The following is a 25,494-nucleotide window of genomic DNA, read 5'->3' on the forward strand; positions in this document are numbered from 1 at the left end:
GGGATGCAACGTTTATATATTGCCAATAAAAATTACTCCAGTTGGTCGATGCGAGCATGGCTGGTCTTGACTGCATTTAACATCGATTTTGAAGAGGTACTGGTTCGCTTTGATGCGACAAATCCCAGTTTTAAAGAGCAACTGTCCCTCATTCATGCCAATGCCAAAGTGCCCGTATTGGATGTGGGCGAATTTAAAATTTGGGATTCTTTAGCCATCTGTGAATATTTGGCCGAGCAAAATCCAGATTTAGCCCTGTGGCCCAAGCTGACCCATTTGAGAGCACAAGCACGGAGTATCAGTGGTGAGATGCACAGTAGTTTTATGGCACTACGCCAATTGTGTCCAATGCATATTCAAGCGCAGTACAGCATAGCTGAGGGTCAAGCTTTGTGGGCGCAGCATGCTCAATTAAGAGCAGATGTTGAACGAATTGAACAAATTTGGGCACAGCGTTCGGATGAGCATACCTTTTTATTTGGTGATTTTTCTATAGCCGATGCCTTCTATGCCCCTGTAGTGATGCGTTTCAAGAGTTATGCACTACCTGTAGCCGAACGCAGCCAGCAGTATATGCAACACATTATGCAGCATCCTGCGGTTACACAATGGGTCGACGCGGCACGGGCAGAAGCAGTTTAGTTGGGTGAAATGTGCTGTGTGTCTGCACATGCGGCGCTATATTTGATCTCACAGGGATTGATTTCTAAATAGCATTTGATTTGATTACGTCCACTGGCTTTAGCGGCATAGAGTGCTTTGTCTGCTTGATCCAAAAGCTGTTGCGGTTTCAATTTATCCGTCGCTAGGGCAATGCCGAAACTGGCAGTAATGCGAATTGCACGTCCATCTTCATTTTGAATCACTAAATCTTCAATGGCTGCACGGCAACGTTCCGCAATTTGACGGGCTTGTAGGTCTGATGAGTGTTTTAAAATCAGAATAAATTCTTCCCCCCCAAAGCGCCCCACTAGGTCATGTTTTTGTATCTGGTCATTTAATTCTTGTAATTCTTGGCTCACAGCGATGAGCACGTTATCTCCCATATGATGTCCAAATTGGTCATTGATGTTTTTAAAATGATCGAGGTCTAAAAGCACGATGGCATAGGGGCAAATTTTATCATGATGCAACTCATCTAAGCTTTGGTTAATACTGCGGCGGTTCAAGGCGTTGGTGAGTGGGTCGGTCTGACTTAAATGTTGAATGAGTCGCTCACGATGCCGCCATTGACTGAGTAAGATTTCAAATAAAATCAGACAAGTGACAAGAATAGGGGCAATGAAATACAGCATTGAAAATAACCAAAACCCATTATAAAACAGCTTGCCGTTAATGGTGAAAAGTGGAGAGTAGGGCATGACATCTATAAAACTGAGATAGCCTGAAAAGACCAAAAAGCTGGTTGCGGGAATCAGCATGATATAAATGATTTTGCGTTTAAACAGGACTAAGCCCACGGTCAGCAAACAAATGTAGGCAATCATAGTCATTGGGCTTAATACGCCAACGAAATAACTGTCTTGGCAAAGAGAAATGACAAAAATGCCGATTGCGACATAGGGTAAAAAACGCTGTACCCAGACGCGATCATGTAGGACATAGCAGGGATAAATCAGTCCTGACAAGGTCAGTAAAAAGATAGAGTTCAGTACAAATTGGATGCGTACAATATCGAGATTGACCACCTGCCAATATTGCGGGTTTAGTAGGATAAAGCTATCCCAACCGAGCCAAGCAACATGAATAATGCAAGCCAAAACCAACATCAGAATGCACTTTTTCAAGGTGCTCCAATTCATGATGACTTCCTCTTCCAGTAAATAGTGAGAAAGTTTATTTTTATTTAATTTTTTAGAGCTGGAGGCTAGTGAATTCATTCAATCTTTTTATCCTCTTACTTTCATATTCTTTTTAATTTAAATAGTGTAATTAATTCTTAAAATTGAATTTAAAGATAGCATCTAAAATCATAGAAAAAATATCCCTATAAAAAGGGAAAAGTGTTCTATTTTTGCAACATAGTGTTTTAAATAAACCAATTATTCTAAGAGCGGGATTCTTTTAAGATGCAGCTATTCAATAAAGATTATGCGGGAACATCCCATGAAAGTTTTACACATTGATTCAAGTATTATGGCGGATGCCTCTGTATCTCGTCAGTTGAGCCAAGCCATTGTTTCGCAACTCAGCGAAAAGCATGCACAAGTTGAGGTTGAATATTTGGATTTGGCAACGCAACCGATTCCACACTTAGACGCAGAAATTTTAATGGGTCAAAATGCAGAACAATCGGCTTTGGGCGAACGTATTATTCAACAGTACTTAGATGCGGACGTTGTGGTGATTGGTGCGGCGATGTATAACTTCGGGATTACTTCGACTTTAAAAGCATGGATTGACCGCATTAGTGTTGCAGGTCGTACCTTTAAATATACGGAAAATGGTCCTGTCGGTTTGGCTGGTGACAAGAAAGCCTATATTGCCAGTAGTCGTGGTGGTGTCTATGGTGAAAATAGTCCTGTTGACTTCCAAGAAGGCTTCTTAAAAACTGTTTTTAATTTTACTGGTGTGACCGATGTTGAAATCATTCGTGCTGAAGGCGTGAATACGGGCCCAGAGCTGAAAGACAAAGCCATTGCAGCAGCTCTAGCGCAGGTGCAAACGATCTAATAACAATAACTGTAGTTCCATGATTCCTCATTTGGTCAGCGTTAAGCTGACCTTTTTTTATGTGGAATGTGTCTAATCTTGGTCGAGCGCTTGAGCAAACGTTGCTATATCATCTAACGCCATTTTAGCTTCAGGAAACCATGCATTAAACATTTGAAAGTTATGCCACATGCCTGTGTATAGTTTAAATGTCACATCTACACCTGCCTTGGTCGCTTTATCTTTAAACCGCTGGGCATCGTCCAAGAGAATTTCTTTCGAACCGACTTGTACAAGGGTAGGCGGGAGGTCTGCTAAATCATCAAATAAAGGTGAAACGAGCGGGTCCGCTGGGTCAATTTGCTCTGGAACATAATAGTCGATGCCTGTTTCAAGGGCTTCGATCGATAACAGTGCATCGAGCTTGCTGTTATAGCGAATAGATTCACTGGTTAAGCTTAAATCCAAAAATGGCGAAAGTAGAATTAATCCACTGACTTGAGGGCGTTGCTCATCACGAATTCGCAGAGCCAAGGCTAGCGCTAAATTTGCACCACATGAATCCCCCGATAAAATAATATCTTTGGCTTGTATCCCTTGCTCCAATAACAGCAGATAAACATCAAACAGCGCATCAATGGCTTCAGGATAGGGGTGTTCTGGCGACAACGGATAGTCAAGGTGAATGACTTGCATTTGTGTGATAGCTGCAAGGTCTGAGACAAAAGCGCGATGGGTATTCATTGAACCTAAAAAGAAAGCTCCACCATGAATATGCAAAATGAGCTGAGTGGCTTCAGTTTCAGGTTTTAACTCTTCCGCACGCAGGCCTGCAAGACGTAGAGGACGAATCTGGATCGACTTATTGATCGGAAATGCACGACACATTTGTTCAAGAAGAAAACGCTGACTACTGGGGGGGAGACTAAAGCGACTTGGGGTTCGAATCGTGGTTTTTAAAAACTGCTCTGTAATGATTTGTTTCCATGGATCGGCAATCTTCATAGTTATTCCATTTTGTTATTTGTTTTACCTTGAGTTTGTGTATTTACCAACATAATTTACAAGGTTACACTAATTGGTCACATTGAAAAATTGAAAAATTGTTGTGACTTTTTAATAATGATAGTCGTCTATACTAGACTAGGGAAATGAAAAAAATGAAAAAAATTGCACTTGCGTTAAGCGTACTAGGATTAACCGCTCTAGCTCATGCAGCAGATCCGCTGAATGGCACTGTTTGGAAAACGATTGATGACAAAACTAAACAAGCGAAAGCATTGGTTAAATTCACAGAGCAAAAAAATGGAACTTTAACTGCGAGTATTCAAGGTATTTTGACACCAGGTGAAGAAAATGCATGTACCAAGTGTGAAGGCCCATACAAAAACAAATCGTTGAAAGGTTTAACGATTGTACATGGTCTGAAAAACGCGGGTGGTACAAGCTATGAAGGTGGATCAATTTTAGATCCGCAAACGGGTAAAACTTATAAATTAAAAGGCAACATTGCTGCTGGTGGTAAAAAACTAGAGCTTCGTGGCTATATTGGTGTGGCTGCACTTGGCCGTAACCAAACTTGGATTCGCGCGAACTAATCTCATCCAACAAAAAAAGCCGAGCAATTGCTCGGCTTTTTTGTTTTTGTTATGCCTTTAGGGCACGAATTGCATCTTCATTGAAACCCACAATAAAACCATCGGGTGTTGCAATCACGGGGCGCTTAATGAGACTGTGATGGGTCGTGAGAGTATCTATCAGTCCTTGCTCTGAAGCTAAAGCAGTGTCTTGTTCTGCTTCAGTCAGCTTACGCCAAGTGGTACCTTTCTTATTCAGGACCACATCTGCCCCAATCTGATCGAGCCATGTTTTGACAGTCGTAGCATCAATGCCTTGTTTTTTATAATCATGAAACTCATACGCTAAACCTAACTCATTCAGTAGGTCGAATGCTTTTTTCATTGAATTACAATTTTTAATGCCATACACATTTAACATGGAAAACCCTTCTGAATTTTAAGCTGGGTTTAGAGTAACGGAAAAAGCAGAGCAGCTCTAGTGTCGCGATTTAAGCCAATAGCGTCATCGTCTTGTCATAAAAGCGTTTTAGAATCAAATCAAAGAAAAATAGAATACAAAAATAAAAAATATTAAAAAGTAGAAACTAAAAAAGAGAAAACCCGCATTTAATCATCCTGATCATGCGGGTCTCATTACAACGTCCATTGTCACATCCTTGAAAACCAACTATATCCATAGTTCGTTTTAATTTCATCCTACGGCGTCCTGTCCTTGTGCTGTCATCCTGACATCGTCCCTTTGCCGTGGAAACATAATGCACTGATTGATTGATCAGAAAAAGACTCAAAAAACGGCAGATAATGTAGGTTAAAAACGCATATTCAGTAAACAAGTGTTTACTGAATATGAGCTAAATACTTAAATTTTTCTAGATTTTGTAGTCAATAATGACAGGTGCATGGTCGCTAAACCATGTTTCTTTATAGACCCAAGCATTGACTGTACGGGCTTTCCAGTCAGGTGAGCACGCTTGATAGTCAATGCGCCAGCCCACGTTCTTCGCTCGGGCCTGTCCTCGGTTTGACCACCACGAATAAAGCTCAGCCTCTGGACGCACTTCACGGAAAGTATCGACATAGGCAAGTTCATCATAAATATGATCGAGCCAAGCGCGTTCGTGCGGTAAGCAACCTGAGGCTTTTTGGTTGCCTGACCAGTTTTTAATGTCGATGCGTTTATGCACGATGTTGTAGTCACCACAGACAATCACGGATTTATTTTCATCACGCCATTGTTTCAAAATTTGTTTGTATTCTTCTAAGAAGTGGTCTTTACGTACTTGTGCCTCTTCACCAGAAGAACCCGATGGTAAATAGAGTGAACAAATATGCACGTTTTGGTCTAAGCCTAAGTCAAACTCAGCCGAAATAAAGCGGCCTTGAGAATCGGCCAATTCAAAACCAAGTCCATCCGTGACTGAAACAAACGGTAAACGGCTATAAATAGCAGTGCCAGCATACCCTGGACGTTCAGCAGGGAACAGGTGAGTATGCCAACCTTCAGGTTTAAATTTATCGGTCCATTGTTCGTGGGTGATGCGAGATTCTTGCATGCAAATCACATCAGCATCTGATGTGGCAATCCAATCAAAAATCCCTTTTTTTTCTGCAGAACGTAGACCATTTACGTTAATTGAAACTACACGTAAAATTTTTTGATCACTTGGATAGCTACTCTTTGGTATCATGCGCAAGTCTTACCTCAATTTGAAAATACGGAGCACCGCATGACAACGCAAGCGACATTTAACCCTCAAGCTTTTATCGAACTCGCATTATCACGTGGTGTGCTTAAATTTGGTGAGTTTACTTTAAAATCGGGTCGTGTGAGTCCTTATTTTTTTAATGCAGGTCTGCTTAATGACGGTGAAGCCTTGTCATTACTGGCGTCTGGCTATGCAGCCAAACTGACAGAATGCAACAATGTTGAGGTGGTCTTTGGTCCTGCGTACAAAGGGATTCCTTTTGTTGCTGCAACAGCGGTGGCTTTGTCACAAAACCATGGGGTAAGTGTGCCTTGGGGTTTCAACCGTAAAGAAGCCAAAGATCATGGTGAAGGCGGGGTCTTGGTTGGTGCATCTGTTGCAGGCAAAAAGGTCTGGATTATTGATGACGTGATTACTGCGGGTACAGCGATCCGTGAAGTAGTCACCATTTTGAAAAATGCAGGTGCGCAGATTGCAGGTGTGTTGGTGGCATTAGACCGCCAAGAAAAAGGTCAAGGTGAACTGTCTGCGATTCAAGAAGTCCAAAAAGAATTGGAAATTCCTGTGCATGCATTGGTGACCATGAAAGATTTGATGAATTATTTAGAGGCTAAAGGTGAGACAGAAGCTTTAGCAAAAATGGAAGCCTATCGCGTGAAATATGGCGTTTAAGCGTTGAAACAAAAAAGGGAAGCTTCGGCTTCCTTTTTTATTGGCTCTCTCATTCGGTTGGCGTTTGGCTATGCGCACCTTCCCAACCAATTATCGCAGTTTTACGTGTTGTCCCCCACATATAGCCGCCACGTTGCCCTGAAGACTGAATGACCCGATGGCATGGAATTAAAAAGGCAACGGGGTTGCTGCCAATGGCTGTTCCGACCGCTCGTGAAGCACGCTCTTGCCCAATCTCTTGGGCAATATGTGCATAACTGCTGAGCTGCCCCATGGGAATTTTGAGCAGACTTTGCCACACCTTGAGCTGAAAGTCGGTGCCTTTCAGATGCAGTTTAATCTCTGATAGGCTGTGTTGATCTTGCTGAAAAATCGCGAGTGCTTTGCGTTGTAATTCATCCTGATCTTCAATAAATGTCGCACGTGGGAACTGTTTTTTCAGATAGGCCAATGCATCCCGATCTGCTTCGGTAAAGGCTATATGACAAATCCCTTTAGGGGTCGAGGCAATAATGACGGAGCCAAAAATGGTCTCGGCAAAGCTATAGTGAATGTGGAGTGCTTCACCGCCATGTTTATATTCTGCGGGCGTCATACCTTCGATTTGGACAAATAAATCATGCAATCGGCTGGTACTAGAAAGGCCAGTGTCAAAAGTTGCTGCAAAAATATTATTTTCTGTGTGATTTTTCAAAACTAACTTTGCATATTCCACACTAATGTATTGCAGAAATTTCTTCGGACTAATACCAGCCCATTCGCTAAACATACGCTGAAAATGTGTAGGACTTAAATGCACGTGTTCTGCAATCTCAGCCAAACTGGGTTGCTGTTTGAAGTTTTGTTCAATGTATTCAATTGCCTTTGCCACACGTGCGTAATTGCTATGTTCTGTCATGATTACTCGTGGAAATCATTTAACTTAAGAAAACACTAACAAATCCAGTCAGGCCTGAAAATCCGTTTCTTGCGTTTTATAACAAAAGATTCAAAGCATTTATTGATTGGCATAATCGTCCCTTGATAAGCATAAAAAAGCGGAACAGTGACCTGTTCCGCTTGAGATGGCGTTTTAACTAAAGGGGTTTAGAACTGATAGTTCAAACGCATGAGGAAGCTACGTGGTGTACCTGGCATACAGTCCGAACGCCAATATTCTTTATTGGTCAAGTTACTGACAGCTAAGGTCAGGTTCCATGGATCAGCACTATAACCAATGGCTGCATCGACACGATTGAAACCATCCATCTTGGTCAAGTTATTGATGTTTGGATAGTAAGAGCCCACATAAGTCACACCGACTTCACCATAAAGTTTTTCGGTAGGTAAGTAGCGGACAAATAGGTTGCCTGTATTTTTAGAGGTGTTAGACAATTTATTACCTACATTTTGAGGGTTTTCTTTGTCTTTCTTTACTTCGGCATTAGTATAGCCATAGCCACCACGAACAAATACATTATCCAACACACGGCCAATGAAACTAAATTCTAAACCTTGGGATTGATGTTTTCCACCAACAGCCCATTTATCAAGAATATCTGGGTTTGGTCGGTAGCGAATATTATTTTTACTGATGTCATAAACAGAAAGCTGTGTATTGAGACGCTCATCTAACCAGTCGCTTTTGACCCCAATTTCATATTGTTCATTGTATTGCGGTTCTGCATCATACAAACTTGGATCAGTGTCGACATCAATTGAAATATTGCCTCGTCCACCGTAAGGGGCAAAACTCTTGTTATAAGAGGTATAGAAGCTGTGCTGTGGTGTAGGCTGCCATACAAAGCCAATATTAGGACTTACAGTTGTATCATCATAGTGCTGGGAAATATCTTTTATTTTATTAGTCGATTTAAAATCGTATTGATCATAGCGCACACCGAGCATCATTTTGAGTTCAGGTGTAAAGCTAATCAAATCTTGCACGAAGAAACCTAAACTGCTGCCTTCGTGATAATTATGCTGTCTCATTTGCAAAGGGCCACTACCGCGACTAGATTCGCGTTCACCCGTAAGTGGGTTGACGTAACCATAAATCGCAGAGCCATTTTGATTGGTATTTGCTAAACGTGGTTCGCGCTCTTCATATGCCCAATCACTACCGAATACAAGGTTGTGTTTAATCATACCTGTATCGAACTCGCCTCGAATATCAAAGGTATTGCTGGTGGTTTTGTTGTCAGTTTGCTGCCAGTAGTAAATCTGAGAGATTTCTCCAACATGGCCCTGACATGTGCCTGCATTACGAATGACGGTTGTCTCTGTGGCGCAGTATCCGCCTAAATAGAAATGATCGAAGTTTTGCTTGGCGGTAACTTGTTGCCCAATGAAATTTCCAATTCGGCGCAAATTCGTAATTTAAATCTGAACGAATGACTTGTAGTACATCATCAACGTAATCGCCTTTTTGTGCAAAGCCCGTTTTAATGGATGTTCCAGCAGGTAAAACACTATAAGAAGGTCCACGGTCTGGTACTCGACCTAATTTGTCATAAGTATATTGTGTGGTCCACGTAAGGGTTTCATCATCATTTTTATAAGTGAAACTTGGCGAGATCATTTCAATTTTACTGTCGATGCCTGAACGGAAACTATCCGCTTCACCGTATTCACCCGTCAAGCGCACAGCCCAGTTGTCATTTACGACTTGGTTAATATCTGCTGTTGCACCGTAGTTATCATATGAGCCTACGTAAGTACCGACTGAGCTTTTTGAGTCAAAGTTGGCATATTTACTCACCATATTGACCACACCGCCGCCTGCACTACGACCATATAACACCGAGGCAGGGCCTTTTAAAATTTCAATGCGTTCAATGTTGGCTGTACTACGACGCACTTGGCCACTTTCACGGATACCATCACGGTAAATATCACCCGAGTCGGCAGAGAAACCACGGAGGGTAATGCCATCACCGCGCATATCGTAGCTGGTTGAAACCCCTGGTGTGCCTTGTAGCATTACACTGAGGTCGTTAGAGCCATAGATTTTATATTTCTGTACATCGATGGTGTCGACGGTTTGAGGAATGTCTTTTTTCTTTAAACCATTCCGTGTGACATTGGCCTGATCGTAATCAACATAGCTTTTGATTGGATCAAGTTCACTCATTGCCTCAATTTTCAAGGTAGGCAAAACTGCTGCTGTATTCGATTTGTTTGTCATCGCTTGAGAGGAGGAGTTCTCATTATTTTGTAGCGTTGCTTCATCCGCATAAGCTGCATGCGCATTTAAAATCATAAAGCTGAGAAGGCTATATTTGAATAGGTTAGAACCACAAAGCGGCTGTGGTGAAAATTTCATCATGATTTAAGGCTCGGAGAGAGTGAATTGCCAATAAAAATGAGAAGTATAATCATTTACTAAAAATGAACAAGACTTACGGTAATATTCATTTTTTCTACATAGTTTTACTGGGTTGAAAAGTACAGCTGTACAGGCTTTTTAATTTTTCTAAAAAATTGATAAATAAGCATTAAAATTTGAAGAAAATGCAAAAGAATTATTTTTGTGCATTTTCCATGCATTTTTTACAGCTTAAAAGAACGCCTATTTTTTCTTGGCGTCCTTGCTCAGTTTGTACCCAAGGGCGGTTTTGCCACGGTGGAGTATGGCGGACATGTTGTGTGTGACCACAGGTAAGCTCCGCCACCCAATGATGTTCTTCATCTAGATGAAAACCGACAATCGCTTGTTGCACTTAAGTATCTCGACTGTCGTGTTGGATCTGTTCCAAACCGTTTAAAAAACGCTGACACAGTTGATGGATGGCCACCAAATCATCGGGATCTAGACCTAAAGAACACGCCAGGTCAAATGGAATGGCCATAATTTTATCTTTGGCTAAGAGTGCTTTTTCCAGCAGAACGACTTTTTTCATACGTTCATCTTCTTTGACGGCAACACGCTTTAAAAACTGTTTTTCTTCTAGTTTTTTAATAATTGGGGTTAAGGTGCCTGAGTCAAAAAAGGTTTTTTGTCCAATCTCGGTCAGCGTCACATTGTCCTGCTCGTATAAAGCCAACAAAACAATAAATTGTGGATAGGTCAGATCGTAAGCCTGTAAGCGTGGACGGTATTGACGAACCATGGCATTGGTTGCGGAATACATGGCAAAACACACGCGGTTTTCTAAAAGAGGGGTGTCCGCCATGTTGAATGTCCTTGGGTGTTAATGTCTGTAAAGCAGTATAAATGAAATAGGGGTAAAAGTGTATTGTGCATAATAATCTTGTGCACAAGTTAATTGTGTGCGATATTATTCTGAGAATGAGGTCGATTCAGTGTTTGAAGCGACTTTAAGTAATGATATTTTGATGAATGGAAGAAATGTAATGACCACAATTTATGATTTTCAGGCCGAACTGTTGGAAGGCGAGCAAAAAAATCTGGCCGATTATCAAGGCAAGGTTTTATTGGTGGTGAATACTGCCAGCCAATGTGGTTTAACTCCACAATTTGAAGGTTTGGAGCAGTTATATCAGGACTATCAACTGCAAGGTCTGCTGATCTTAGGCTTTCCCTGCAACCAATTTGCACAGCAAGACCCTGCGAGTAATGAAGAGATCGGCAGCTTTTGCCAGCGTAACTATGGAGTCTCTTTCCCAATGTTTGCCAAGGTCGACGTGAATGGGCCTACAGCGCATCCGCTGTATCAGTATTTAACCACTGAAGCTAAAGGCATTTTAGGTAGTCAAAGCATCAAATGGAATTTCACCAAATTTCTCATTAACCAAAAAGGGCAGGTGGTGAAACGCTATGCGCCGATTGTTAAACCTGAAAAAATTGCCAAGGATATTCAACGCCTTTTGACTTAATGGAGAAGGTATGGAAAGGAGCTGTCGCGTGGTAATAGACACATACTCCCTTTGTTGAATTGAGCAGTTAGCATTTGATTTGTTACTACAATGTGTTGTAGTTATTTGAATAAAATAGATTTTTTAATCTTTAATTATTACACAACTTGTTGCACCCAAACCTGAAAACTTCGCTATACTTTTTGCCAAGTTTAAAAAATATGAGCGTGAGAATTATGCGTGTACTGGTAGTGATGGACCCGATTGAAACGGTGAATCTAAAAAAAGATTCCACCATGGCCATGTTATGGGCAGCAAGCCGTCGCGGACATGAACTGGGTTATGCATTACAACACGATTTATATATCGATCAAGGTAAAGCCTTTGGTCTGATTTCTCCCTTAAAAGTGTTTGAAGACTACGATCATTATTTTGAGTTGGGTGAACAGCAAAAAGAGTCCTTGGCCGATTACGATGTGATCTTGATGCGTAAAGATCCACCATTCGACATGAACTTTGTCTACACCACCTATATCTTGGAACAAGCGGAACGTGAAGGCGCGTGGATTATCAATAAACCACAGTCCTTACGTGACTGTAATGAAAAACTGTTTGCCACGCAGTTCCCCGAACTCCAAGTCCCTACATTAGTGACTTCACAACAAAGCCTGATCCGTGAATTTATCAAAGAACATGGTGATGTGATTGTGAAGCCTCTCGATGGGATGGGTGGCATGGGAATTTTCCGTTTATATCAAGATGGTGTGAACATTGGCTCAACTTTGGAAATGTTGACGGAAATGGGCACACGTCCGATTATGGCGCAGCGTTATATTCCTGAAATTGTGGAAGGGGATAAACGTATCTTGCTGGTCAATGGTGAACCTATTCCGTACTGTTTGGCGCGTATTCCACAAAACGGCGAAGTCCGTGGGAATTTGGCCGCAGGTGGTTTGGGTCAAGCACGTCCTTTGACTGATAATGACAAGGCGATTGCTGCAAAAGTGGGACCCTTCTTACGTGAAAAAGGTTTGGTTTTTGTCGGACTTGATGTGATTGGCAATTATGTGACCGAGATTAATGTCACTAGTCCAACCTGTATTCGTGAGATTGATGCGCAATTTGGCACCTCGATTGCCGATACTTTATTTGATGTCTTGGAAGCTGGAAAAGCCAGCTAAAACGACAGAAAAGGAACCTGAAATGGTTCCTTTTTTACTTCATGGAGATGGTCGATTTTGAAATAGAAGTGTACTTTGCTGCAAATTGTATCAATTTGGTTGAAAATAAAGCGGATTATGTTGCCAGACACTACAAATTTTCATCCTGCTCAAATGTATGCGCTCAGATGGTATTTCTAAGTACCAAAATGAAGCGAATTGGGCTTTAAAATTATGTTAAATATTTGATTCAAATCAGCTTCATTGTTTGATTTTTAAATATAGCCAATTGCGCTGTCGAGCCTGATTGTGTGCTGTAGTTTGAGTAAAAATGCACATCTGATAACAAATCTAGTTTAAACTTGAAAATCAGTAGAAAAAAACAATCAATTGCCTGTTGAAAAAAAGTAAATAATCTTTCGCGGCTATGCGTTTGTGATTACAATTGATCGCTTAAAATTGAATTTTGTTTCCATATTTTTAGAATTGAAGAATTAGACTGTGACCGAAGCAACACAAACAAAGCCGAAACATGTAATGATGATGGCTGCCGGAACGGGCGGACATGTTTTTCCAGCACTTGCTGTGGCTAAGGAATTACAGCAACAAGGCTGTCAAGTCTCGTGGCTTGCTACGCCTACAGGTATGGAAAATCGCCTGCTTAAAAATCATGATATCCCAATTTATCAAATTGATATTCAAGGTGTGCGCGGCAATGGCTTAGTCCGCAAAGTATTGGCACCCTTTAAAATTTTAAAAGCCACTTTAAGTGCAATGCGTTACATGAAGCAGCTCAAAGTCGATGCCGTCGCGGGCTTTGGGGGTTATGTCGCTGGGCCAGGTGGATTGGCTGCGCGCGCATTGGGTATTCCTGTCATTATTCATGAGCAGAATGCGATTGCGGGTTTTACCAATACGCAGTTATCACGTATTGCCAAAACAGTGTGCCAAGCTTTTCCAAATACCTTTGCTGCACAAGATAAAATTGTGACCACGGGTAATCCCGTCCGCAAAGAGATTACGGAAATTTTAAATCCGTCTTGGCGTTATCAAGAACGTGAAAAAGCTGGAGCCACGCTTCGAGTTTTAATTGTGGGTGGCTCGTTGGGTGCACAAGCGTTAAATGAGCGTGTTCCTGAAGCATTGAAGCAATTGAATGTGCCGTTAAGCATTTATCATCAGTGTGGTCAAAACCATGCAGATGCGACCCAAGCGCGTTATGCCGATGCACCTGAACAACTTCAGGTTGAAGTCCATCCTTTTATTGAAGATATGGCCCAAGCTTATAGCGATGCCGATTTAATTATTTGCCGTGCTGGGGCATTAACCGTAACCGAGATTGCGACTGCGGGGGTGGCTGCGGTGTTTGTTCCACTGCCAAGCGCTGTGGATGATCACCAAACGGCCAATGCAAAGTTTTTAGCCAATATCGGTGCAGCCAAAATTTGCCCACAAGCAAGCATGACGCCTGAGAGTTTAAAAGCATTATTATTACCCTTGATGAACCGTCAGTTATTGTCTGAAATGGCAGTGAAAGCACGTCAGCAAGCACAACCCGATGCAACCCAACATGTGGTTCGTTTAATTCAAGCATTGTAAACCGAGTATTTTATGTCGCCATCTACGCCTGCTGATCAAGCAAAAAAGTTAATTAAAGTGCCAGAAATGCGCCGTATTAAGCACATCCATTTTATTGGAATTGGTGGTGCGGGTATGTGTGGTATTGCCGAAGTGTTAAAGAACCAAGGCTACAAAGTCTCAGGTTCAGATATCAAGGCATCAAAAACCACGGCTCAGCTTGAAGAAAACGGCATCAAAGTCTATATCGGGCATACGGCTGAAAATATTCAAGGGGCAAACGTGATTGTGGTGTCGACTGCAATTGATGCAGAAAACCCAGAAATTAAAGCAGCCATTGAAACGCGTACGCCTGTGGTGCGCCGTGCAGAAATGCTGGGTGAACTGATGCGCTACCGTCATGGGATTGCTGTTGCGGGAACGCATGGTAAAACCACGACTACAAGTCTAGTCACGTGTATGTTGGCAGAAGAAAATCTCGACCCAACCTATGTGATTGGTGGGTTGCTGAACCGTACTGGTGTGAATGCTGCGCTGGGCGCGAGTCGTTTTATCGTGGCAGAGGCAGATGAATCAGATGCTTCATTCCTGCATTTGCAACCGATGGCCACCATCGTGACCAATATTGATGCAGACCATATGGACACCTATGGTGGTAGCTTCGATGTCCTAAAAGATACCTTTGTACAGTTCTTACAAAAACTACCGTTTTACGGCTTGGCTGTGGTGTGTGGCGATGATGCCAACATTCGTGAAATCATGCCGCGTATTGGTCGTCCATTGATCACATATGGTTTTAACGAAGACAATGACATTCGTGCAGTGGATATTGAACAAGAAGGCATGCAGTCGCACTTTACCGTATTACGTAAAGATCGTGAGCCTTTGCGTTTAACCATCAATTTGCCGGGTTTACATAATATTTTAAATGCGCTTGCAGCAATCGGTATTGCAACCGATGAAGGGGTATCTGATGCTGCGATTGCACGTGCGTTAGAAAGTTTCAGCGGCGTAGGCCGTCGTTTCCAAGTACAGGGCGAATTTGACATCGACGGCGGTAATGTGAAATTGGTGGATGACTATGGTCACCATCCAAAAGAAGTCGAAGCGACCATTAAAGCTGCACGAGCAAGCCATCCAGACCGTCGTTTAGTGATGATGTTCCAGCCGCACCGTTTTAGCCGTACCCGTGACTGTTTCGATGACTTTGTGGATGTATTGTCACATGTCGATCAGCTGTTGCTGCTTGAAGTCTATCCTGCGGGTGAAAAACCGATTGTGGGGGCAGATAGTCGTTCATTGGCGCGTAGTATTCGTTTACGTGGCGATGTAGAGCCGATTTTGATCGATCCAGTCGAAGGTAATTTGCAGCATGCGTTGAAAAAAGTGTTACAAGCGGATGACTTGTTATTGACGCAAGGCGCAGGTAATGTGGGGGCTATCTCGGTTGAGCTTGCAAGCAATCATTTATATTTAAAATAATCACGTTTTGTGATTACTCAATGAATAAAACAGTCATAAAGTTTAAGGATATCAACGTGTCAAATGCTTCAAAATTCGGCAAAGTAGCGGTGTTGCTTGGTGGTAAGTCTGCTGAGCGTGAGGTTTCTCTAGATAGTGGTGCAGCTGTACTTGAAGCATTGGTTCGTTCGGGTGTAAATGCAGAAGCTTTTGATCCGCAAGAGCGTAGTGTGACCGAATTGGTCGGTTATGACCGTGCGTTTATTGTGTTACATGGTCGCGGTGGAGAAGACGGTCAAATCCAAGGGGTCTTGGAGTGGCTCAATATCCCGTATACCGGAACAGGCGTACAGGGTTCTGCTATTGGTATGGATAAAGTTAAAACCAAGCAAGTTTGGCAGGGTTCAGACTTACCGACAGCACCCTATCGCATCATTAGCCAAGAGTCAGATTTAGCTGAAGTGGTGGCGAATTTGGGTCTTCCACTGATTATCAAGCCGGTACACGAAGGTTCAAGTGTCGGCATGAGTAAAGTCGAAAAAGCAGAAGATTTGGCAGCGGCAATTGCCAAAGCGACCCAACACGATGCTGTGGTGATGGCTGAAAAATGGATTACGGGACGTGAATTCACGATTTCATTTTTAAATGGTCAACCGCTACCTGTGATTCGTCTACAACCTCCTGCGGATGTGGCTTTTTATGATTATGAAGCGAAATATCAGCGTAATGATGTGGAATACGGAATTCCGTGTGGCTTAAGCACTGAAGAAGAGCAAAAGTTGCAAGCGCTTTGCCTCCGTGCATTCCAAGCGGTGGGTGCAAGTGGTTGGGGTCGTATTGATGCGATGCAAGATGAGCAAGGCAATTTCTGGTTACTAGAAGTGAATACAGTACCTGGGATGACCAGTCACTCTTTGGTGCCGAAAGCAGCAAATGCAGTGGGTTATAGCTTTGATGCGCTTTGTGTCCAAATTTTAGAGCAAACATTGACAGGTGCGGCTCACTAAATGGCGCAATTACCTGCTTCTATGCGCCGTAAACGCGCAGCGATTACTTCAATACACGATAAACCACCGACGCGTAAGGAAAAGCTTGCCAACTTTGGTGGTTGGGTGATGTTGGTCGTTGCCGTGGCGGTGCTGTTGGTTGGTATTTATGGCTTATATCAAGTCATGACAGATGCACGCGTGGCCGAACTTGATGTAGTAGGCGTACGTTCTGAGGCGGAAAAGAATCAGGTGATGGGACATGTTTCACCAGCCATTACCCATAATTATTTCACCTCAGATTTAGAAGAAATTCGTGATCGAACTTTAGAGCTGGCTTGGGTCGATCGTGTGGTGGTTTCGCGGGCATGGCCGAATGCGATTCGCGTTCGCGTCATGCCTCGGCATGCAATTGCACGTTGGGGGACAGGGCGCCTCTTAAGTGACAGTGGTGACGTATTTAGCGAAGTGACACCGAAAAATAATCAGAATTTGCCTTTATTACACGGCCCAATCAGTCAGTCTAAAATGATGATGCGCCGTTATAATGAAATTAATCAATTATTCCAACCAGTCAACCTTCGTTTAAAAGAACTATATTTAACGGAGCGTATGACTTGGTTTATGCAGTTCGATTCAGGTTTACGTGTTATCGTAGATCAGGATCAAACCATGAGTAAGCTGCAACGTTTGAGTTATTTGGCTCAAAGTGATTTGAAGCCAGTTTGGGCCAAAGTATCTGCCATTGATTTGCGTTATCGGAATGGCTTGGCCATCCAATGGAAGAATGCTGCCGCACCAAAGATAGCAAATGGTCATTTTGTTGTAACGATTGATGACACAAGCATTGCAGGTGGAGCAGCAGCAAAGCCATAATACTTGGCTTTAAAACAGAGGCATAAAGCCATAAATTAAACAAACATGTGATGGTAGTAGTAAATAATGAATGAAGCGGTTCCCTCAGTTGTTGCGATTGACATTGGGACGCACAAAGTTTCAGTTTTGATTGGTAAGGTACATGCGCCAGACAATATCCAAGTGATAGGAATGGCAACTGCTCGTAACCGAGGCATGAATAAAGGAAAAATTGTAAGTCTTGATAAAGTCATTACAGCGATAAAAAATGCCGTGCAAGAAGCAGAAGATATGGCTGAATGCCGTGTCCATTCCGCGTGGGTGTCGATCCCAAGTGCCGAGTTAAAAAGCTTTTATGCCTCTGGACGAACGCCAGTTGAAAATACTGACCATACAATTACAACAAGTGAAGTGGTTCGTGCATTAGAGTTGGCCAAAGCCAGCCACATGACCTCGGATCATTATTTGGTTAGTGCTGTTCCACTGGGCTTTGAGTTGGATGACTCCACTGAGTGGGTACAAAACCCAATACGAATGTCTGCCCACAGCATGATTGGTCATTATCAGTTGATGATGTTACCGATTAGCACCATGCAAAACCTTGATCGGGCCTTAAAAGGTGCGAACATCGGGGTGGAGAAACTGGTGGTGTCTTGTCTGGCAACGGCAGAAGCGAGCCTACTCAAAGATGAAAAAGAGTATGGCGTTTGTTTAGTCGATATTGGTGCAGGTACCACCAACATTGCGGTGTATTTGGATGGTCGTTTGGCGTTGACACATACTTTGCAGCGTGGTGGCGAACATGTCACCCGTGATATTGCTGCTGTGTTACAAACCACCACTGAAGAAGCAGAGCGAATTAAATTACTCTATGGGTGTGTCGACATTAAGTCGGTTAAACCGGACCATATGATTCAGATCCAAGGGATTGATGGTCCGCAAACGATTAGTCGTATTGAGCTGACTGAAATCGTGATTGCGCGTTATGAAGAAATCTTAGGCCAAGTTCGCCAAGAGCTAGAGCGTAATGGTGCGATTCATGGTTTGTATCATGGTGTGGTGTTAACTGGTGATGCCAGTCAAATCGAAGGTATGGTGACGTTGACCCGTCGTATGTTGGGTGTGTCTGCGCATTTGGGTAATCCACCTGTGCAAGTGACAGCAGATGAGCAGAATATTGCCGCACTGCGTCGCTCTCAGTATGCCACTGCCGCAGGTTTGTTGATGTTTAGTCAGAGCGAAACACAAGACACCATAGTGGAACCAGAAGATACAGAAAAACTGTCTCTGATTAAACGCGTTGGACGTGCTTGGTCTGGACTCAATGAAAAGCTGAAATCTGTTTTTTAAGTTGAATTTTTTTGGAATATTGTTAAGAAGTTGTACAACGCATCGCTTAAACTTGACAAGCTATGGCTTGCACAGCATGCTTAAAAGCAATTTTGTTTATTAAGATCAAGGCAGTATACGGGCTTAAGTGACTGCCAATAACGAATTAGGAAATCTATAGGTCATGGCCTCATTTGAATTTTTAGAAGATGATCAAACCGATAGCAACGGTCAAGCCCGTTTTACTGTGTTTGGTGTTGGTGGTGCAGGTGGTAACGCCGTACAACACATGCTTGAGTCAGATATTCAAGGTGTAAAATTTGTATGTGCCAATACGGACAAGCAAGCGCTAGACCGTATGAATGCACAATTCAAAATCCAGTTGGGTGAGCAAAGTACCCGTGGCTTGGGTGCAGGTGCCAATCCAAATGTCGGTCAAGCAGCGGCTGAAGAAAGTCGTGACTTGATTCGTCAACACCTTGAAGGCACTGACATGGTGTTTGTCACTGCCGGTATGGGTGGTGGTACAGGTACAGGTGCTGCGCCGGTAGTTGCTGAAATTGCTAAAGAAATGGGCATTTTAACTGTAGGCGTGGTAACGACACCGTTTAATTTTGAAGGTAAACGTCGTCTTCAGTCTGCGGAGCAGGGCATTGAAGCATTAGAAGCGCATGTTGATTCGTTAATCATCATTCCAAACCAACGCTTGTTAAAAGTTTTCCGTGACATCTCAATGAAAGATGCCTACAAAAAAGCGGATGATGTCTTGTTAAATGCGGTCCGTAGTATCTTTGATTTGGTAGTACGCCCAGGTCATATTAACCTTGACTTCGCTGACTTGAAAACTGCGATGAGCACACGTGGTTATGCCATGATGGGTGCGGGTTTAGGTCGTGGTGAAAACCGTGCACGTCAAGCGGCTGAACAAGCGATCCGTAGCCCATTGCTAGATAATGTCACCATTATGAATGCCAAAGGGATTCTGATTAATGTGACGGGTGGTGATGACGTTACGTTTGGCGAAATCGAAGAAATTACCGACGTTGTAAACCAAATTGTCGATCTAGACGAAGGCCAAGTCTTCTATGGCACCGTATTTGATCCAGATGCGCGTGATGAAATCAGTGTCACTGTCATTGCAACCGGTTTGACTCGAAATTCAGCAGATTCTGCTGAGCCAGTGAAGCGCCCAAGTGCACATGTGCAGGTAGCACAACATGGGCATGCAGCGCAAGCGGTTGTTGAAGATGATGATGTGCCTGCAATCCAGCGTCAGAACCAAGACGTGGCTGCTGCAGCAAGTTCTGCATCGACAGTGAGTGCTGCACGCTCAACTCCAATGAGTATTCAAGATTACTTGAAAAATCAACAACGTAAGTAGTGTTTGTCTATGTGGTTAAGCCGCATGTGATGAAGAAAAGGTAGTCTCTGACTACCTTTTTGTTTTTTATCAATGGCTAAATATGCTAACGTATAGCGGTTTAGTGGTGAGATGATATGAAACATGTTGAAACAAAGAACTCTACAACGTGTCGTTAAAGCAAGCGGCATTGGTTTGCATAGTGGTCAAAAAGTCTTAATTAACTTTGTGCCACATCATGCGGACGGAGGAATTGTGTTTCGTCGTATCGATCTCAATCCACCCGTCGACATTCGTGCAAATGCGATGTTGATCCAAGAAGCCTTCATGTGTTCAAACCTAGTTCAAGAAGATGCCAAAGTCGGTACCATTGAACATGTTATGAGTGCAATTGCAGGTCTGGGTATTGATAACCTGATCATTGAAGTGTCTGCCTCTGAAGTACCAATTATGGATGGCAGTGCAGGTCCGTTTATTTACTTGCTCATGCAAGGCGGCCTTAAAGAACTGGATGCCCCTAAAAAATTTATAAAAATACTCAAACCTGTTGAAGCACTCATCGACGACAAGCGCGCCATTTTCCGCCCACATGAGGGTTTTCAACTCAACTTTACCATTGACTTCGACCATCCCGCTTTTAAGAAAGAATATCAGTCTGCCACTATTGATTTTTCAACCGAAACCTTTGTTTATGAAGTCAGTGAAGCCCGTACTTTTGGTTTCATGAAAGATTTGGATTATCTCAAAGCCAATAATCTCGCTTTGGGGGCGAGTTTAGACAATGCCATTGGAGTCGATGAAACCGGTGTGGTGAATGAAGAAGGTTTACGCTTCTCAGATGAATTTGTTCGTCACAAAATATTAGATGCGGTGGGGGATCTTTACTTGCTCGGCCACCAAATTATTGCCAAATTTGATGGATATAAGTCTGGGCATGCTTTGAATAATCAATTATTGCGCAATGTCCAAAGTGATCCAAGCAGCTATGAAATTGTAACATTTAATGACGAAGATCAGTGTCCAATTCCTTATGTGAGTGTGACTTAAGTCATTGTCTTTATTGTGTGATGTTATATTGTAACAATAAAAAGTGTGATGAATTTATCATTTTAAAAACGCAATTCTGAAGCTAGTCGAGACGAGGTTACTTTTTTTTGCTTGCCAAACGGCGCATTGCTTGGCTAAGCTTAGGGTCGCTCACAAAGTCAGCAGCACCTCGAATTAAGTCTTGAGTTTCTGTGCTTAGCGATCTTGAAATAGATTGTATCTTTGCGGGTGTTTGAGAGGGGATTCTCAAACGAACTTGGAGTTTTTGTAGGTCTTTAAACTCATCAAGTTCCGACAGTTGTGCAATATATTGTTTTTGAAGGTAACCAAGTTGACTAATCATCGCTTGATTTTCGCCGGTAATCGTCAAAATACCATATTGATAACAAACAACCTGCCACTGCTCTGGTTGCGGTAGGATAGGTTGAATCAGTTTTGTAAGTTTCTGCCATGCAGTCACTTGCTTTGAGAGAAACGTTAAGTTTCCTGTTTTTATGTGTTTTCTGGTTTGTTGAAAGAGATTCACTGGTTCGGACATACATATTTCCTTCATGTTAATGTCTTAATCTTATGCGCTTCTTTCGGTAGATATCAAGGACGAGATCACGCAAGAAACATTCGTAAGAACAGTTTTAAGAGGTTTTTTATGCATATGCGACGTATTTTGTTGGCTTTTTCTTTTGCGGCATCGGCTGCTTCAGTAGCCTTCGCTGATTTGGTAGAACTCAATACAAATAATGCATCTTCGGATCGAATTGAGCAATTGACACGCACTTTATCAGAAGGTGCTTATACTGAATCTAATGATATTGATGTTCCTGCCGAAACGAAAATGACCGTTCAGCTCCGTGAAAAAACGGTTGAACTTAACAACGCTTCACTGTCGAAAAAATACGGTTCAGAATTCTCTGCAAAAAGTTTTTCAAATAATGCATATTCGTGGTTAGTGACACACCCACTTCCAAGCGCACGTGTGAGCTCAAGTTACGGCGGCCGTACTATGAATGGTCGTGCTGAGCGCCACTCAGGTCTAGATCTTGCTGCGCCAAGCGGTACACCGATTTATGCGACAGGTCCAGGGATTGTGACCAAGTCAGGTTGGGGTACGGGCTATGGTCAATACGTTGAAATTAACCATGACAATGGTTACATCACGCGCTATGCCCATGCATCACGTTTAATTGCTCGTGTTGGCGACCGTGTAGACGCGGGTGAACATATTGCCAATGTTGGTTGTACAGGTCGTTGTACTGGCCCACATTTACACTATGAAGTAGTTAAAGATGGTCAACGCAAAAACCCATCGACTTATCTAGCAATGTTGCCTTAAATCCGATTTGATCGATGATCCGAACTTACCGTTGGTCTGATGCTTGAAAAAGGAATACAGCTCTGACGAAATCTAAGTTAGCATCAAAAAGCAGCATTAAATGTATAAAAAACCGCCTAAATTGGCGGTTTTTTGTTATCTTGGGTAACGAATGGTCAATGACTATTTAGTTGCTAAATAGTATGGCTCAGCCATATTCAGCTGTAGCGATACTCTTATAGGACGAAAGTATGATACATATTAGCGTATAAGATTAGGATATCGAAATAGGTGAATTATGGCGTTTTATGGTGATACTGACGCGCAAGAAACGCAAGAATGGCAAGATGCGTTTGACTCCGTTTTACAACACATGGGGACTGAGCGTGCAGCTTTTCTACTAGAAAAACTGTATCAACAAGCAATCGCTAAACATGTCCCTATTCAGCGTTTAAACACGCCTTATTTAAATACAATTTCAGTGGCTGAAGAACCTGCAATGCCAGGCGATCAAGACATGGAGCGTCGTATCCGTGCGTTGATTCGTTGGAACGCCTTAGCGATGGTACTCCGTGCCAATAAAACGGGTGATGACTTAGGTGGTCACTTGGCAAGTTTTGCATCTTCAGCAACATTATATGATGTGGGTTTTAACCATTTCTTCCGCGCGAATAGTGATAGCTTTGGCGGTGACATGATCTATTATCAAGGTCACTGTGCGCCAGGAATCTATGCGCGTTCATTCCTTGAAGGTCGTTTGACTGAAGAGCATCTAAACAATTTCCGTCGCGAAGTGGACGGTGTTGGCTTACCTTCTTATCCGCATCCATACTTAATGCCTGATTATTGGCAGTTCCCAACGGTATCGATGGGTCTTGGCCCAATCATGTCGATTTACCAAGCACATATTCAAAAATATTTGATGAACCGTGGTTTGATTAAAGAAGAAAATCGCAAAGTTTGGGCATACCTTGGTGATGGCGAGATGGATGAGCCAGAAAGCACAGGTGCAATTTCACTTGCGGGGCGTGAAAAATTAGACAATCTCATTTGGGTTGTAAACTGTAACTTACAACGTCTAGACGGTCCAGTACGTGGTAACGGTAAAATTATTCAAGAATTAGAATCTTTATTCCGTGGTGCGGGCTGGCGTGTCATTAAAGTGGTTTGGGGCCGTCATTGGGACCCACTACTGGCTAAAGACAGCACTGGCGCTTTAAAGTCGGTTATGGAAGAAACACTGGATGGTGAATACCAACGCTTACAAGTGAAGGGCGGTGCATATGCACGCGAAAAATTCTTTGGTAAATACCCAGAAGCGGCTGAGTTGATTAAAGACTTAAGCGATGAAGATATTGATAATCTAAATCGTGGTGGTCATGATCCGTACAAAGTTTTTGCAGCCTATGCAGAAGCATGTACAGCCAAAGGTCAACCAACTGTAATCTTGGCGAAAACTGTTAAAGGTTATGGCTTGTCTGATGAAATTGAAGCAGTAAACAAAACGCATCAAATCAAAAAGATGCAAATCGAATCTTTAAAATATGTACGTGATCGCTTCAATTTGCCATTTAACGATGAGCAATTAGAAGAAGTGCCTTTCTATCGTCCAAGCGAAAACTCGCCTGAATTGAAATATATGAAAGCACGTCGTGAAGCACTAGGTGGTTACTTACCTGCACGTCGTAAAGAAAGCGAGCAGTTGGCTATTCCAGAACTTTCTGTCTTTGATGCAGTATTAAAAGGTTCACAAGGCAAAGAACAATCAACCACCATGGTGATGGTTCGTTTAATCGCTGCATTGTTAAAAGAAAAAGCAATTAAAGACCGTGTTGTTCCTATTGTTCCAGATGAAGCACGTACTTTTGGTCTAGAAGGTATGTTCCGTCAGTTAGGTATTTATGCAGCCAATGGTCAGCATTACACGCCTGAAGACCAAGAACAGTTGATGCATTACCGTGAAGCAAAAGATGGTCATATGCTTCAAGAAGGTATTAACGAAGCAGGTGCAATGAGCGCTTGGGCAGCATTGGCAACCAGTTATTCAACCAATAACTTACCCATGATTCCAATGTACATGTACTACTCTATGTTTGGTTTTCAACGTATTGGCGACATTGCATGGGCTGCAGGTGATGCACAAGCACAAGGTTTCTTATTGGGTGCAACAGCAGGCCGTACAACGCTCAATGGCGAAGGCTTACAACACCAAGATGGTCACTCACATATTCTTGCGAACACGATTCCGAACTGTGTGTCGTATGACCCATGTTTTGGTTATGAATTAGCAGTTATTGTGCATGATGGTTTACAACGCATGTATGTGAACCAAGAGCGTATTTTCTATTACTTAACGGTAATGAACGAAAACTACGAGCATCCTGAAATGCCACAAGGTGCTGAAGAAGGCATTAAACGTGGTATGTACTTACTCCAAAAAGATGAAAAAGCCACTGTTCAGTTGATGGGTTCAGGTGTAATTCTGCGTGAAGTCATTAAAGCTGCTCAAATCTTACGTGATGAATACCAAATCCATTCAAATGTATTTAGCGTAACAAGTTTCAATGAACTTGCACGTGATGGTATGGCATGTGAAGAATACAACCGCTTGCATCCAATGAGCGAGAATGTGAAAGAAGCTTGGGTGACTGAGCAACTGCGCGGCACAGAAGGGATCGTAGTTTCTGCAACAGATCATATGCGTGCTTATAGCGAACAAATTCGTGCATATCTTCCAGACAACCGTCCATTCGTAGCATTGGGTACAGATGGTTATGGTCGTTCAGATTCACGCGCTAAATTACGTAGCTACTTTGGCGTAGATGCTGCACATATTGTGGTTGCCACACTGAAGAAATTGGCTGATGAAGGTGAGGTGGATGCACGCTTAGTGAAAGATGCCATCTCTACATTTGAATTAGATACGGACCGTCCAGTAGCTTGGGCTCCTCAAGCAACGCCATCTGTACACGCTGTAGCTGACTACAAAGAGGAGAAATAAG

The 25,494-nt window shown here is 42.7% G+C and carries 23 protein-coding genes and 1 pseudogene; 15 read left to right on the top strand and 9 right to left on the bottom strand.

Going from position 1 to position 25,494, the window contains the following annotated elements:
- The first annotated feature begins 3 nt into the window (after nucleotides 1–3).
- On the top strand, nucleotides 4–642 hold the full coding sequence (locus AC4CU3_RS09695; RefSeq protein WP_125273749.1) for a glutathione S-transferase family protein: 639 nt from the start codon (nucleotides 4–6) through the stop codon (nucleotides 640–642).
- Here AC4CU3_RS09695 and AC4CU3_RS09700 read toward each other — a convergent pair.
- The gene (locus AC4CU3_RS09700) at nucleotides 639–1,880 is read right to left on the bottom strand and encodes a GGDEF domain-containing protein (protein WP_171455632.1); all 1,242 of its coding nucleotides are present in this window, start codon (nucleotides 1,878–1,880) and stop codon (nucleotides 639–641) included. The genes AC4CU3_RS09695 and AC4CU3_RS09700 overlap by 4 nt on opposite strands.
- 226 nt (nucleotides 1,881–2,106) lie before the next feature.
- Between AC4CU3_RS09700 and AC4CU3_RS09705 the strand changes: the two genes are divergently transcribed.
- Entirely contained in the window at nucleotides 2,107–2,673 is a 567-nt protein-coding gene (locus tag AC4CU3_RS09705; RefSeq protein ID WP_125273747.1) for an FMN-dependent NADH-azoreductase, read from the top strand.
- A 72-nt stretch (nucleotides 2,674–2,745) separates the two neighbouring features.
- Here AC4CU3_RS09705 and AC4CU3_RS09710 read toward each other — a convergent pair whose 3' ends face one another.
- On the bottom strand, nucleotides 2,746–3,657 hold the full coding sequence (locus tag AC4CU3_RS09710; RefSeq protein WP_125273746.1) for an alpha/beta hydrolase: 912 nt from the start codon (nucleotides 3,655–3,657) through the stop codon (nucleotides 2,746–2,748).
- Nucleotides 3,658–3,812: 155 nt separating this feature from the next.
- On the opposite strand from AC4CU3_RS09710, the gene AC4CU3_RS09715 reads away from it, so the two are divergent.
- A complete protein-coding gene (locus AC4CU3_RS09715) occupies nucleotides 3,813–4,250 on the top strand; it encodes a DUF2147 domain-containing protein (protein ID WP_004691748.1) in 438 nt (145 codons plus the stop codon).
- A gap of 49 nt (nucleotides 4,251–4,299) precedes the next feature.
- Here AC4CU3_RS09715 and AC4CU3_RS09720 read toward each other — a convergent pair whose 3' ends face one another.
- Together AC4CU3_RS09720 and AC4CU3_RS09725 are read right to left on the bottom strand one after the other, a co-directional pair.
- Nucleotides 4,300–4,650, bottom strand: a complete 351-nt coding sequence (locus AC4CU3_RS09720) for a Spx/MgsR family RNA polymerase-binding regulatory protein (RefSeq protein ID WP_125273745.1) — start codon at nucleotides 4,648–4,650, stop codon at nucleotides 4,300–4,302.
- A gap of 451 nt (nucleotides 4,651–5,101) precedes the next feature.
- Entirely contained in the window at nucleotides 5,102–5,920 is an 819-nt protein-coding gene (locus AC4CU3_RS09725; RefSeq protein ID WP_125273744.1) for an exodeoxyribonuclease III, read from the bottom strand.
- Between the two features lie 39 nt (nucleotides 5,921–5,959).
- On the opposite strand from AC4CU3_RS09725, the gene pyrE reads away from it, so the two are divergent.
- On the top strand, nucleotides 5,960–6,610 hold the full coding sequence (pyrE, locus tag AC4CU3_RS09730) for an orotate phosphoribosyltransferase (RefSeq protein ID WP_004691742.1): 651 nt from the start codon (nucleotides 5,960–5,962) through the stop codon (nucleotides 6,608–6,610).
- Nucleotides 6,611–6,659: 49 nt separating this feature from the next.
- On the opposite strand, the gene AC4CU3_RS09735 is transcribed toward pyrE, so the two are convergent.
- The 4 genes and pseudogenes from AC4CU3_RS09735 to AC4CU3_RS09750 form a co-directional block, all read right to left on the bottom strand.
- Nucleotides 6,660–7,508, bottom strand: coding sequence for a methylated-DNA--[protein]-cysteine S-methyltransferase (locus AC4CU3_RS09735; RefSeq protein WP_395475003.1), 849 nt, complete (start codon nucleotides 7,506–7,508; stop codon nucleotides 6,660–6,662).
- Nucleotides 7,509–7,696: 188 nt separating this feature from the next.
- A pseudogene (locus AC4CU3_RS09740) lies at nucleotides 7,697–9,917 on the bottom strand (TonB-dependent receptor).
- A 196-nt stretch (nucleotides 9,918–10,113) separates the two neighbouring features.
- Nucleotides 10,114–10,311, bottom strand: coding sequence for a DUF3565 domain-containing protein (locus AC4CU3_RS09745; protein ID WP_176536770.1), 198 nt, complete (start codon nucleotides 10,309–10,311; stop codon nucleotides 10,114–10,116).
- Nucleotides 10,312–10,764, bottom strand: a complete 453-nt coding sequence (locus AC4CU3_RS09750; protein ID WP_262469744.1) for a MarR family winged helix-turn-helix transcriptional regulator — start codon at nucleotides 10,762–10,764, stop codon at nucleotides 10,312–10,314.
- A 181-nt stretch (nucleotides 10,765–10,945) separates the two neighbouring features.
- On the opposite strand from AC4CU3_RS09750, the gene AC4CU3_RS09755 reads away from it, so the two are divergent.
- From AC4CU3_RS09755 to lpxC, 9 genes are all read left to right on the top strand, one after another.
- A complete protein-coding gene (locus AC4CU3_RS09755) occupies nucleotides 10,946–11,428 on the top strand; it encodes a glutathione peroxidase (RefSeq protein ID WP_262469745.1) in 483 nt (160 codons plus the stop codon).
- Between the two features lie 215 nt (nucleotides 11,429–11,643).
- Nucleotides 11,644–12,588: a glutathione synthase gene (gene gshB, locus AC4CU3_RS09760; RefSeq protein WP_262469761.1), complete on the top strand. Its 945-nt coding sequence runs from the start codon at nucleotides 11,644–11,646 to the stop codon at nucleotides 12,586–12,588.
- 480 nt (nucleotides 12,589–13,068) lie between these two features.
- Nucleotides 13,069–14,166: an undecaprenyldiphospho-muramoylpentapeptide beta-N-acetylglucosaminyltransferase gene (gene murG / locus AC4CU3_RS09765; RefSeq protein ID WP_490738170.1), complete on the top strand. Its 1,098-nt coding sequence runs from the start codon at nucleotides 13,069–13,071 to the stop codon at nucleotides 14,164–14,166.
- Nucleotides 14,167–14,178: 12 nt separating this feature from the next.
- The gene (gene murC / locus AC4CU3_RS09770) at nucleotides 14,179–15,627 is read left to right on the top strand and encodes a UDP-N-acetylmuramate--L-alanine ligase (RefSeq protein WP_005401502.1); all 1,449 of its coding nucleotides are present in this window, start codon (nucleotides 14,179–14,181) and stop codon (nucleotides 15,625–15,627) included.
- Between the two features lie 56 nt (nucleotides 15,628–15,683).
- The gene (locus AC4CU3_RS09775; RefSeq protein WP_078425094.1) at nucleotides 15,684–16,613 is read left to right on the top strand and encodes a D-alanine--D-alanine ligase; all 930 of its coding nucleotides are present in this window, start codon (nucleotides 15,684–15,686) and stop codon (nucleotides 16,611–16,613) included.
- Nucleotides 16,614–17,468, top strand: a complete 855-nt coding sequence (locus AC4CU3_RS09780; RefSeq protein ID WP_058870508.1) for a cell division protein FtsQ/DivIB — start codon at nucleotides 16,614–16,616, stop codon at nucleotides 17,466–17,468.
- Nucleotides 17,469–17,534: 66 nt separating this feature from the next.
- On the top strand, nucleotides 17,535–18,797 hold the full coding sequence (gene ftsA / locus AC4CU3_RS09785; RefSeq protein ID WP_058870507.1) for a cell division protein FtsA: 1,263 nt from the start codon (nucleotides 17,535–17,537) through the stop codon (nucleotides 18,795–18,797).
- A 163-nt stretch (nucleotides 18,798–18,960) separates the two neighbouring features.
- Entirely contained in the window at nucleotides 18,961–20,157 is a 1,197-nt protein-coding gene (gene ftsZ, locus AC4CU3_RS09790; protein ID WP_078388315.1) for a cell division protein FtsZ, read from the top strand.
- A gap of 123 nt (nucleotides 20,158–20,280) precedes the next feature.
- Nucleotides 20,281–21,183, top strand: a complete 903-nt coding sequence (gene lpxC / locus AC4CU3_RS09795) for a UDP-3-O-acyl-N-acetylglucosamine deacetylase (protein ID WP_062031958.1) — start codon at nucleotides 20,281–20,283, stop codon at nucleotides 21,181–21,183.
- Nucleotides 21,184–21,280: 97 nt separating this feature from the next.
- On the opposite strand, the gene AC4CU3_RS09800 is transcribed toward lpxC, so the two are convergent.
- On the bottom strand, nucleotides 21,281–21,721 hold the full coding sequence (locus AC4CU3_RS09800; RefSeq protein WP_058870506.1) for a hypothetical protein: 441 nt from the start codon (nucleotides 21,719–21,721) through the stop codon (nucleotides 21,281–21,283).
- Nucleotides 21,722–21,829: 108 nt separating this feature from the next.
- Here AC4CU3_RS09800 and AC4CU3_RS09805 point away from each other — a divergent pair, with 108 nt between their 5' ends.
- Together AC4CU3_RS09805 and aceE are read left to right on the top strand one after the other, a co-directional pair.
- Nucleotides 21,830–22,513: a M23 family metallopeptidase gene (locus tag AC4CU3_RS09805; protein ID WP_078388316.1), complete on the top strand. Its 684-nt coding sequence runs from the start codon at nucleotides 21,830–21,832 to the stop codon at nucleotides 22,511–22,513.
- 277 nt (nucleotides 22,514–22,790) lie between these two features.
- Nucleotides 22,791–25,493, top strand: a complete 2,703-nt coding sequence (gene aceE, locus AC4CU3_RS09810; protein ID WP_490738173.1) for a pyruvate dehydrogenase (acetyl-transferring), homodimeric type — start codon at nucleotides 22,791–22,793, stop codon at nucleotides 25,491–25,493.
- Nucleotide 25,494 lies beyond the last annotated feature (1 nt).

The sequence above is a fragment of the Acinetobacter sp. 802_lipA genome (assembly GCF_058242885.1).